The sequence below is a fragment of the Mastigocoleus testarum BC008 genome (genome assembly GCF_001456025.1).
GTDB classification, from domain to species: domain Bacteria; phylum Cyanobacteriota; class Cyanobacteriia; order Cyanobacteriales; family Nostocaceae; genus Mastigocoleus; species Mastigocoleus testarum.
Genome location: NZ_LMTZ01000076.1, coordinates 1 through 12,099 on the forward strand (window position 1 = coordinate 1; position 12,099 = coordinate 12,099).

At 39.3% G+C, this 12,099-nt stretch carries 10 protein-coding genes; 5 read left to right on the forward strand and 5 right to left on the reverse strand.

From position 1 onward, the window contains the following. Positions 1-258: 258 nt before the first annotated feature. Entirely contained in the window at positions 259-843 is a 585-nt protein-coding gene (locus BC008_RS11925) for a DUF1997 domain-containing protein (protein WP_058183568.1), read from the reverse strand. A 587-nt stretch (positions 844-1,430) separates the two neighbouring features. On the opposite strand from BC008_RS11925, the gene BC008_RS11930 reads away from it, so the two are divergent. Together BC008_RS11930 and dacB are read left to right on the forward strand one after the other, a co-directional pair. Then, complete coding sequence (locus tag BC008_RS11930; RefSeq protein WP_027846082.1) at positions 1,431-2,396, forward strand: RNA polymerase sigma factor, RpoD/SigA family; 966 nt, start codon at positions 1,431-1,433, stop codon at positions 2,394-2,396. Between the two features lie 99 nt (positions 2,397-2,495). Next, a complete protein-coding gene (gene dacB / locus BC008_RS11935; protein WP_027846083.1) occupies positions 2,496-4,007 on the forward strand; it encodes a D-alanyl-D-alanine carboxypeptidase/D-alanyl-D-alanine endopeptidase in 1,512 nt (503 codons plus the stop codon). A 231-nt stretch (positions 4,008-4,238) separates the two neighbouring features. Here the strand turns inward: dacB and BC008_RS11940 are convergent, their stop codons facing one another. From BC008_RS11940 to BC008_RS11955, 4 genes are all read right to left on the reverse strand, one after another. Then, complete coding sequence (locus BC008_RS11940; protein WP_027846084.1) at positions 4,239-6,443, reverse strand: caspase, EACC1-associated type; 2,205 nt, start codon at positions 6,441-6,443, stop codon at positions 4,239-4,241. A gap of 25 nt (positions 6,444-6,468) precedes the next feature. Next, a complete protein-coding gene (locus BC008_RS11945; protein ID WP_027846085.1) occupies positions 6,469-6,855 on the reverse strand; it encodes a hypothetical protein in 387 nt (128 codons plus the stop codon). 393 nt (positions 6,856-7,248) lie between these two features. Continuing rightward, a complete protein-coding gene (locus BC008_RS11950; protein ID WP_027846480.1) occupies positions 7,249-7,944 on the reverse strand; it encodes a response regulator transcription factor in 696 nt (231 codons plus the stop codon). Beyond that, positions 7,941-9,176 (reverse strand): sensor histidine kinase, encoded by a 1,236-nt coding sequence (locus BC008_RS11955; RefSeq protein WP_027846481.1) that lies wholly within the window; start codon positions 9,174-9,176, stop codon positions 7,941-7,943. The genes BC008_RS11950 and BC008_RS11955 overlap by 4 nt, the downstream gene beginning before the upstream one ends. Before the next feature lie 366 nt (positions 9,177-9,542). Between BC008_RS11955 and BC008_RS11960 the strand changes: the two genes are divergently transcribed. From BC008_RS11960 to BC008_RS11970, 3 genes are all read left to right on the forward strand, one after another. Beyond that, the gene (locus tag BC008_RS11960) at positions 9,543-10,394 is read left to right on the forward strand and encodes a bile acid:sodium symporter family protein (protein WP_036268503.1); all 852 of its coding nucleotides are present in this window, start codon (positions 9,543-9,545) and stop codon (positions 10,392-10,394) included. 302 nt (positions 10,395-10,696) lie between these two features. After that, complete coding sequence (locus tag BC008_RS11965; RefSeq protein ID WP_027846483.1) at positions 10,697-11,407, forward strand: Coq4 family protein; 711 nt, start codon at positions 10,697-10,699, stop codon at positions 11,405-11,407. 246 nt (positions 11,408-11,653) lie between these two features. Continuing rightward, positions 11,654-12,019, forward strand: coding sequence for an alpha/beta hydrolase family protein (locus BC008_RS11970; RefSeq protein WP_153009573.1), 366 nt, complete (start codon positions 11,654-11,656; stop codon positions 12,017-12,019). The last annotated feature ends 80 nt before the right edge of the window (positions 12,020-12,099 follow it).

Consider the following 12,099-nt stretch of genomic DNA (forward strand, 5'->3'; position numbering starts at 1 on the left):
GTGGTAAAAAGTACTTTTTTACTCTTTTATTATTGATTTATTTAAGTAATTACCGATTGTGACAGTTAGAGTGCGGAAGATGGGTTTAATATCTAGAATTGTTTAAATTTTATGAATGATATAGCACTACATAATTACGCCAGGACATTGATAAACCGTGAAAACTATAAGTAGTCCAATTTTTAACTTTTGACTTATGTCCTACAGACACGCGACGCTAATGACTTTTTACTTGCGCATAGCGCTAAAATTGCTGATTTAACTAGCCAGACTTCCCTCTGGAGAAATGGTAATAGGAGATGATGTTACTCCTGCTGGGTTCGCCTTAACCCAACGGCGATAATCATCCACTAATTGGCGCTCTAAACGATATCTAATCGTTAACAAAATACCGTTGAGAAAGGCGTTACCAGACTTTTCCAAAACTGCTTTTGGAAGTAGGTTCAAGGGAGGAGGTACATCTACTTTTACTTTCAAATCAGCCTTACCTCGTAATTCTGTAGTCTTTAAGAGAGAATAGGATGACAATTTACCATCAAGCTCCAGGTGAAAAGACTGTGGCAAAAATTCTGCACCACGAAGTTCGTAATCAAGAGAACGTAGGTGAACCGTCCCCTCAGCTTCTCTCCAAACTTGCAAATCGACTATAGGTTCAAACTTAAAACTCATGAATTGTAGAGGTCTAAGCTTTAAGCGAAAGCGAAATGGAGTCAATTGCTCCATTCGACTAGGATCGGTAATTGCTTGAACTAAGCGTTGAGGTTGGCGTAGATATTGCTCAAGGGAGATAACCTCGTTAGGGACGGTCATCTTGAGAGTTTGAGATACTTGAAATTGACTCATAATATAGTTAAACCTGACAAATTAATCTTTAAAAACTAAAACCTTTAAAAACTAAACTCTGAAGACTAAGATTTAAAGCTAAATATTTTTGTGATTTTGAGTTTAATGATTTTAAATTTAATAAATCTGCTTTTGTAAACTTTTGTAAAAATTATTAATAAAATTGTATCCTTCTCTCTGTTACCCGAGCAGGTGTAATAACCGTATGAGTATTAATACTTTCTATAAAAATTTTGATTTCATTAGAATTAATACTATAGATAGAAGTGTTTAAGTAGTATATCGAGTAACAGTTTCAGCTTTATAAATCTCACTACTTTTTGCTTCTGAAAGGCGTGTATTATCAGGGTATTTATAAATTTAGATATTTATGAATCTAGTTTACATAAATTTATAAATTCTGTTAAGATTTCCAATATACAGTTGTTGCATGATGAGTACCCATAAGAATAACCTGATGCTGTTTGCTCAGGCGACTGCTTAGGTTTTTGTACGCGATATTCACTTTTTATTACTCAACCTTATTTGGAGCAAGTGGTTGTAAATACACACTTGTCATACTTTCTGCGACTTCATTATTCAGTGTTATGAAAACTGCTACAGCTAATACCGATTTAATTGGTACTTACTTAAAGGAAATTGGATCTTTTCCGCTTCTAACCCACGAACAAGAAATCCTCTACGGTAAAAAGGTACAACGTTTGATAGCCCTACAGAACTTGAAAAAATCCCTATCTGAGGGTATGGGTTACGAACTCAGTCTAGTTGAATGGGCACAAAAAGCTAATTTATCCATTGCAGATTTGCAATTAGCAATTAAACAAGGACAAGCTGCTAAACGCAAAATGGTAGAAGGTAATCTACGCTTAGTGGTGTCAATTGCAAAAAAATACTTCAAATCTAATGTCGAAATCTTGGATTTAATTCAGGAAGGGACTATTGGTTTGCAAAGGGGTGTGGAAAAATTCGATCCAACCCAAGGTTATCGCTTCTCGACCTATGCTTACTGGTGGATTAGACAGGCTGTGATAAGGGCGATCGCGAACCAAGGTCGTGCAGTCCGTTTACCAGTTCATCTGACCGAGAAACTTAGCAAAATAAAAAAAGCACAACGTCGTCTTGCTCAAAAGTTAGGACGAAGTGCAACCATTGCAGAATTATCTGCTGAAGTTGGTTTGAAAACTGAAAAAATTCGTGAGTATTTAGAAGGAGCGCGTAGAATAATGCGTTTGGATACCCGTCTTAGAGATAACGAAAATACTGAGTTAAGCAATCTATTAAGAGATACAAGAATTTCTCCTGAGGAGTATGTAACCCAGTCTTTTCTAAGAACCGATTTAGAGCAATTAATGACAGACCTAACACCCCAACAGCGACAGGTAATTTATTTACGTTTTGGACTCAAAGATGGTAAGCCTTTAACTTTAGCCAAAATCGGTGAATCGTTAAATATAAGCCGAGATTCTGCATCTAGACTTGAGAAACAAGCATTGAAAAAATTGCGCCAACGCAGGGTAAATCTTCAGGAATATTTTTCGACTTTGGACAATTAAGACAGTAAAGTGACCAACTAGGAAAAAGTTTTCCTTGTAAAGGAGATTAGGTGGTTTAATGTAAAAAATTCAAGTAGAAATGACTACATAAACCACAGAATGTCAACAAAAATCTCAATTAACTTATTACTCTTAATACTTAGTATAACTTTAGGTTTTCAACCTCCAGCAGCAATCGCACAGGTAGAATCGTCTGCAACCCAGAAAACTTCTAGCAGAAAAATTTGTCCAGCCCAGTTACCATCAGAAATTAATGCAGTTATTAATAAACCATTATTCAATCGCACTCACTGGGGGATTTTAGTACAGGATCTCAATCTAAAAGCTGTATCTTCCAAAGTTTCATCTCCCCGAACTCTCTATAGTCGGGGTGCTGAGAAATACTTTACCCCCGCTTCCGTTACTAAACTTTTAACTACAGCAGCTGCATTACAACAACTTGGTAAGGATTACCGCATTCGTACTTCTATATATGATGAAGGTAACGGAACTTTGCGGGTTGTTGGTAGGGGAGACCCGAGTTTAAAGGACGAGCAATTAGTAACCCTTGCAAAACAGTTACGACAACAAGGCGTTACTCGTATTAACAATTTAATTGCTGATGAGACCCATTTTAAAGGTGAAGTTATTCCAGGAAGTTGGATGTGGGAAGATATACCCTTTTACTATGGTGCACCTGTTAGTAGCTTCATTTTGAATGAAAATGCTGCAATTTTAAGATTGTTTCCCCAGAAAGTAGGCGAAAATTTGCGTCCACGGTGGGAGCAACCCAGTGAAGGATATCGATGGCGAGTAAGAAATAATACAGTAACTGTTGAAGAAGGTGAAAAAAAATATATTACAATTAATCGCGATATCAAAGGACAAACCTTAAATATTCAAGGACAATTAGCAGTAAATTCCCAACCTGATATTACAGCGATCGCAGTTTTTGACCCTATAGAACATTTTGTGCGACATTTCCGCCAACATTTACTTCTGGAAAGAATTTCTCTTGGTCGGACATCTACGGTAACGAATGATATCAAAACTGGAGAAATCAAAGGAGAAGAAATTGCTGCTGTTGAGTCTGCACCGCTATCTGAATTAATTAAAGAAACCAATATTAATAGTAATAACTTGTTTGCAGAAGCATTAGTACGGACTTTGGCTGCAAAAGCACCACTAAAAGAAAATCAAACTACGGTCAATGCAGGTTTAGAAGTTTTGCAAACAGCTTTAACTCAAATTGGAGTAGATCCGACAACATATAAATTAGATGATGGTTCTGGCTTATCGCGAAAAAATTTGATTAGCCCCCAAGCTTTAGTACAACTGTTACAGGGAGTAGCGCGATCGCCGTTTGCTAAAGTTTATTTTAATTCTTTACCTATTGCTGGCAAAACTGGCACTTTTAAATATCGTCTGCGGGATACAGCTGCTGAAGGTATTGTCATTGCTAAAACTGGTACTATGACTGGTGTTGTGAGCTTAGCAGGGTATGTAAATGCTCCAAATTATGAGCCAGTAGTTTTTAGTATTATGGTGAATCAAACCGAACAACCAATAAGAGTTGTACGCCAAGCAATTGATGAAATTGTGGTGAACTTAGCCCAACTACGAAGGTGTTAGAGTTGGGGATAGCACTGCGTGCCGCCGGCATATAGCGACTGGGGACTGGCGATTGGGAATATATAGAATTTTTATTTCTTAGTTAAGCATTTTCGTAGGTTGGGTTAAGCGACAGCGCAACCCAACAAAAACTTCTTTATTACCGGAAGTAATTATTGAGGTCCCCCAACCCCTTTAAAAAAGGGCAAAAGTATAAAGTGCTAATTAAGAGCCCACCCTTCGGGAAGCTAGCTACGCAACCGCCACGCACACCACCCGCAACCCGACATGAGTGTTAACGCTACGCGCGAAGGAGCTGCCGCGGTAGGCAGAACGGCAGTAGACAGGAAGGTCGCCCCAGGAACCACCGCGCAGCACCCGACAACGATTATCATTATCATTATTCTGCTCTACCCATGCACTACCATCTGTCGGTGCACCTTGATAGCTATCATGAAAATCATCAGCACACCATTCCCAGACATTTCCTTGCATGTCGTACAAGCCAAAGGCGTTAGCTGGGAATTGTCCTACTGGGATAGTTTGTTCCCGGCATTCTCCTTTAGGCTCATCAGCAAAAGCTAAACTTGCACGATAATTAGCTAACTCACCTGTAATGGTTTCACCACAATGAAATGGTGTAGTTGTATGAGCACGACAAACATATTCCCATTCTGCTTCAGAAGGGAGACGATATTGGATATCTGTATTTAGGGAGGAGAGGCGACCTTTTACAAAGTGACTAAGGCGGTCACAAAACTCAACCGCATCGTACCAGGAAACTCTTTCTACTGGTCTGTCATCTTCTTTAAATTTAGATGGCTCTGGCTTTAGGTTGCGGTTAACTTTGGGTAGTGCAGCTACGGCTTTCCATTGTGCCTGTGTAACTGGGTATTTACCCATGAAGAAGGGTTTAACAGTGACTTGGTGTCGTGGTTTTTCTCTTCTATACCCGTTCCAATGGAATTTTCGAACCAGTCTTTCTATTTCCTCATCTTCTGTACCCATCATAAATTTACCACCAGGAATTTCTACCATTTCCAGAACTACACCATTCCCCAATTCTTCCGTGAAATACTTGGCTGTTTTCCTACTGTGGTTAATTTCACAGGTTTTTCCTATACCGAAAAAACCTGGTTTTACATTTACTATAGTGGCAGTTTCAAATTCAAACTGCTGAGTTTGGATAATTGAGAAGGATTGAGATTTTTCTCTTACTTGTTGTTGTCTTAATTTTTCAGCTTCTTGTTTTTTCCGCTCTGCTCCTCGTTGTTGTTGTAATTTTTTAGTCTCAGCTTCTTGTCTTTGTTTCTCTGCTTCTATTTGCTGTAGTAATTTTTTCCCTTCTTCTTGTTGCTGACGTTGATATTCTGTTTGTTTTGGAGCGATAATTCTTTTTTCAATTGAAGCAATATCCTCATCTCTTAATCCTAGGTCTTGCTGATATTCCTTTAAGTCTTTTTTTGTATTTTCATTAAATGGATATTCTTGATTAATGGCATCTCGTAGATCCTGCTCATATTTATCAAGCTTACGTTTGTAGTCTCGATATGGTTGTAGTACTTCTTCTTTGATCGTATTTGCTTCTTCTGGAGATAACTTTAACTCCTCCCGTTTTAATTCTAGAATTCCCAGAACAATGGGAGAGATATTACCCCGACTCTGTTCCGCACGAGTTTCTACTTCTTTGCGATACTTCAACTTAGGGTCATCTTGAGGCGATTTTGCTAAGAAAATTTTGTGACCTTCTTCTACAGGATAAAACTTGGGTGTCATAGCTGGAGAAGCTTCTTGAACCTTGCTGCGAGCATACTCATGTAACTCATCAGCAGAAATCTGACCATCCTCATCTTTATCTGCTGCACCTGTTTCAATCCCTTCGACCAAATACTTAGTGTAAATAGAAAGTTCTAAATCTTCTTGCTCAAAGGAATACTGTGTGGAACTGGAAGAAGTGAGGATCGCCCTACCTTTACCGCCTAACTGTGCTTGGAGATCTACATTTCCATCATCCTTAACAGTCATACCTTGAGCGATCGCGCCACTAAAGCAGCAGTCAAGGATTATTACTTGTCTTTGGGAACGACTATCATTGATATTTTCATGTAAATAATTCGCTGCGATCGCTGAAGGTTTTACTAACCTGCCATACTCTTTGTGAGTTTCACAGCTTGAAAGATATAATTTACCACGATCATCTTTAATTCCATGACCAGAAAAGTAAAACAGCAACAGATCGTTTTTCTGACGATTAGCTAAAAACAGCTGGAAGATAGCATCTCTAATTTTTTGAGGTTGGGGATTTGTCAGCACTTCAATATCTGATTCAGCAAAACCTCCCATTTCTGGGTTCACCAAAACTCGTCGCATCGCTTCAACATCATTGACAGCAGCAGGTAGCGGTTTTAACTCCTTCTGATACTCACTAACTCCGATCAATAATGCGAACTTCGCCATATCTGCTGTCCTTGCGATCCCATCCTTATTTATTGTTCAAACGATTTTCTACTTTTTGCCAAGCTAATTCAAAATCCTGTGAATTAGTAGCTTCTACAGTTATTTCTTCGTTCAAAGGTGATTTTTTTATTATCACCTTAATTGTTTTATTACCTAAGCGATCACCCAAAAACTTAAATAGAGATCCAAGGTTCTTGGGGTTGACTAATGCTTTCAATTTCCCCACAGCGAAACCCCCAAAAGCTTTGGAACCTGTGGGGGCCTGTGCTAATGTAATTAAATTTGCTTCTTCGACTCCATCTACTTCTCTGATTTGTGGTAATAAATTTTCAGCTTCTGCTTGTAATTCCTCATCATCCAAATCAGGTTCAGACAAGGAAATAGTAACCTCAACATTTGATGTTGTTGCCATATAAATTACTCTGCTGCTTTCAGGGATCCTTTTTAGGATTATATTAGGCAACTTTATTTAGTCAAGTAGATATCCTGTTAGAAAAGAATATAGCTAATTGATTAATATCTTCTCTGCTAAATATATAGTATAAAAAACAACTACAAAATAATTAGGACTTACGCAAAATTAACATAACTACGTCATTACGTTAGCGCAGCGTTTCCTTCAGGAAAAGCGTTAGCGACGTAATCTCCCGAGATGCTGGGATTGCTATCTCCTAAACGGAGACGCTCCGCTAACCCTACACTGTGTTCCGGTCGCAATGACAAATCTATGTCCTACGGATACGCTATGCTAACGTTGCGTAAGTCCTGGCAATATTTATTCACTTTTATCCTGGGAGAAAACCCATTATTCTTTGTCATTTCCAGGTTTGAGGAGTGGTAGGAAAGGACCAGCAAACATAGCTGCTTGAATGCGATCTTGCAAATTCAATCGACCCAAAATACTAGTGACATGATTTTTCACCGTGCGCTCAGAAATAAAGAGCGTTTGAGCAATTTGACGATTAGTTGCTCCCGTAATAATTAAACACAGCACCTCCCGTTCTCGCTTAGTGATTTCTTCTAACTCTGGTGGTAATGTCGTCAGTGCATTCGCTGTTGAAGAAGATATGCTATTTGAAGAAGTTTCTTTAATGTCAGCAACAGCTTTTTCAAATAATCCCGGACCAAGTTGAGTAAAACCTTTATTCGCTAGACGAATAGCTTGGGCTAATTCCTCAGAATCTGTATCTTTCAATAAATAACCAACAGCTCCAAACTGCATCGCCCGATTCACATAATCATCATCATTAAATGTAGAGAGCACCAAGACTTTAACGTCCGTAAATCGTTGGCGAATTACTTGAGTTGCGGCGACTCCATCCATCTCAGGCATTCGCACATCCATTAATACCATGTCAGGACGTAGAGCCTCAACTTGTTCGACTGCTTGTCGTCCATTTTCTGCTTCACCAATAACCTTTAGATCTTCATGTACCTCAAGCAAAACCTTCAATCCTTGGCGTACCAGGGTTTGGTCGTCAACGAGTAGTAATCGAATCATAATAACCTTGGTAGTGGAATTTGTACTGTAATTAAACAACCAGTACCCAGTTGGCTGACCAGATTAAATTGACCGTCTAAGACCATGGTTCGTTCTCGCATTCCCTGAATTCCAAATCCAGTTGAATTTTCCTCTGGGTTAAATCCTTTACCATTATCTTTTATCAATATATATAATGTTTGCTCGCGATTGACTAACTGAATGGTTACTTCTGTTGCTGCACTGTGGCGAGTTATATTGGTCAAAGCTTCTTGCACAATTCGATAAACTGCGGAACTTACCTCATGGGGAACTGCTTGTGATAGGGAAACAGTAGAGCTTGGAATAATGTTTGTTGCGGTTTGAAAGTTTTTAATTAGGGTTGCGATCGAGATTTCTAATGGCTGTCCCGATAAAGCATCACTCCGCAGCGTTGTGACTGACTGTCGCACTTCTTGTAAAGCTTGAGTACAAAGTGCTTTTGCTGTTTTGAAAAATGAACCCGCCTCCTCACTTCGAGGAGAATGTAATAATAACAACCCACTGTCTAGTTGAATACTTTGAGCAGTGAGAGTATGTCCTAAGGCATCATGAATTTCACGAGCAATACGATTACGTTCTTCTAGCGTGGCTTGATCTTCAATCTGTAGGGCATATTGCCGCATTTGGGTTAAGGCAATCGATAACTTTTCTCGACTTTGACGTTCTGCCAGTAGGGCGTTGATGAGCAGTAATAAAAAAACCAGGATCAGTCCAAAGTAAACGGATGTGCTTAGTTTCAAAATCAGCACGTTTCTAGTGTTGTATTGAATTTGATTAGGTAACTGAATCTGTCTAACAACTCGACCACAAATCCCTACAAATAAATTTTGTTGCCAGATGAGGGCTGTGCACATAAAGTATAAAAATACTCCTCCTGTCACAATTAAATGACCCGGCAGCTTAAACATTTGACAGCTACGAATAACAATAACTGCCCCTAAGAGTTGAAAGGTAGGAACTGAATCGCTGTTCAAGAATGGTAGCCAAACTAAGGCAAACTCTACCAGGATATAAAGAATTTGATGGAAAAGCTGATTTTTGGGCAATTTAAATCCCATCAGCGCCAATGTAACTATACAGACAATGGCAACGATAGGAAATCGAGGTGATATATCGATCAACGTAGCTACAATGGTTGTAAACGCCGTAATACCCAGTAACATCCATTCCAGGTAAAGCATTAGGCGTGACGAAGTCAGCAGAGGCAGCATAAGTTGCAGCTTGTGGCGAAGGTTTTAGAAAACAAAAATTGGCTTAGTTGACAATTATAGAGCCCATCACCTACATCATGCTAGTGACAAAAGTCCTCTTTGATCTAGTACCTTACCAATAAAAAATAGGACCCATTTGCTCTGAATTTAGGCGGGTCAGGACGATGTGTGAAATATAGCTAATTCTCTAAGATTACAGTTGAGAGTTGGAAAATCTTAATGGCTCACTAGAGATGGAGAAGTGCTACGGGCAAGTAATTGGCGTCAGACTTCTCATAAGAGTAAGTCAAATCATAGGTTTTGGGATTTGCCAATCTCCTAACCTTATTACATGGTGCTATATATCGGAGTCGGAGTTCATGAATAATGCCTGATAGCCTACCTGCTTACGTCAAAATTATTATTTTTTTGTTTCTCTTTACGTTTCTTTTTTCCGTCGCTTTGGAGAAACCGATAGAAGACATCACCATAAAATCAAGCTTAATGAGGCGCTCTCTGTTAGCAAATTTCATTCTCATTCCGATTCTGGGTATGTTTTTAATCTGGTTATTCAGGTTACCGCTTGATATCTCTATGGGATTTCTGATTGTAGCTGCAGCTCCAGGCGGTTTAATGGCATTACATTTTGCTCGTATTGCGAAAGGAAATTTAATCTATGCAGTGGGTTTGGTATTTCTACTATCACTCCTATCGGTTTTGATTACACCAATTCTCATAAACTTGATTTATCCAAGCATTGGTGTGACAAATGTGCCTGTTTTGCAAATAGTGAGCCGCCTCCTACTCCTAATAATTCCACCGCTTTTGCTTGGTCAACTTATTCAAAATACCTTACATGCGATCGTACCTAAACTCCAGAAAGTAACCTCCTTGCTATCCATTGCTCTGTTTATTACATTAACTATTCTTACTTCGAAATTTAAAACCTTAGATACTCAAATACTTGGATGGAATGGCTTAGCAGCACTTATCACCTTTATTATGGTCGCTTGGATTATTGGTTGGCTATTGGGGGGAACGGATATCGCGAACCGCAAAGTTTTGGCAATAAGTACCAGCATGAGAAATGTTGCAATTTGTCTGGCGATCGCTAGCAGCAACACACTAACTCAGGAAGCTGAGCTAACAATTATCGGATTTAGTCAATTATTGGTTCCAATGAATTTAGTTTTTGCGATATTTATGAGTCGCATTAAGCCAACTCCTTCATTACCTTAATTCGCAAATAAAAGTATCTCCCGATTGCGAATACAAAAACAAGAGCAGTTTGAGAAAAACATACTTAAGTTTTAGCTATAGCACTACGAAGCTACGTTAGGACATGTATTAACCCTAAAAGCCATACGTATTAAGCTTTTGACTTTTGACTTGCGCGTAGCGCTATACATCCAGACCGTAGTTTTCGCTCTGGTAAAACCTCAAATTGTAAAAATACACATATTTTAAATTACTTGCGTTTATCAGTAATTATTCCGTCTTTACTATCACAAATTATCCACATAAAAACCTAGGAGAAACTAATGTTGAAACGATTTGAAGAACTCACCCGCACCGTTAATAATCTACGCTCTGTAACAGATTTGATTAAATCGATGGGTGAAAAAACCGATAATATATTTGATATCGAAGATAACTTTCGTGGTAGCGATCAAATCAAAGAGTGTGTCAAACGAGTGAAAGCTATCCCTGAAGCTCGAATCATGATGGAATCCCGCTACCTTAGCCCTGAAATCGATTTAGAAGCCTTGTCCCAATTACCTCACGGTTCCCTCGGTCACACCTATGCAACTGTCATGAAAACCCTGGGATATGACCCTAACTTTTACCGTCGTCGCGAGATCGAAACAGATGAGGACTGGTTAGTTATGCGCTTACGTAAAACCCACGATTTGACCCACATAATTACGGGCTTTGGTCCCACGGGCGGAGAGTTGGGTGTGTTATCCATTCAAGCGGTTCAGATTGGCTATCCCATGTGTGTAATGCTTCAGGTTGCCAGTATTAGTTTAGCTTTCAAACGTCAACCTGAGAAACTTTCTTACTTAACACAACAAGCTGCAAGAGGTATGGGAATGGGACTTGAAATCAAGCCGCTGATTGCTCAGTGTTGGGAAGATGCTTGGGATAAACCGGTACAACAATGGCGCAAGGAATTAAATCTTACAAATCCGGTGATTAATGAACCCTACAGCCTGAAGAATCGCTTACCAGATCTAGATATAGAGTGGTAAAGTCACAAATCAAACAAATTGTCTGCGACCGTATCAAAATTGCCTAATACATAAAATTAATGTAAGTCCTGGTAAGGATTCTATAGCCCAATACAGTTCAGTTAAGGCTAAATCTCAAAATTGAAGTAGGTTGGGTTGACGAAGGTTAGCAAAGCGTGTCCGTAGGACATAACCCAACAACCATAAGGTTTTTTTGGGTTGCGCTGCGGCTTAACCCAACCTACGAAAATGTTTACCTGAACCGTATTGGCTTATGATGCACCTTTCCCCAGCCGCATTGCGATGGCTGGACCTCGTACCTTTCCAAGTTTAGCTAATACCCTTTCGGGGGTAACCCAAGTCGCATGGGAAGGTTTATATAAATTTGAAAGACCGTTCTTGACTATCTGGGGTGGTAACGATCCCGGACAGCTTGGACAACCTCAAACACAACAAATGTTGATCAATTCGATTCCTGGTGCAGTTGGTCAAGATCATGTCCGTTTACCGGAAGCCAGTCACTTTTTACAAAACGACCAAGGGAAAGAGATCGCTCGACGAATCGACGCCTTCATCACCGCCAACCCTAGATCACCAGAATCTACTGAACGCAAATCCCACCGAATACTATAGGACTAGTATTTGATTTCTGAAAAAACTCCGTACATCTGGAGAGATAGAAAATCAAAGGTAGTATTTCGAAGAAACCACTC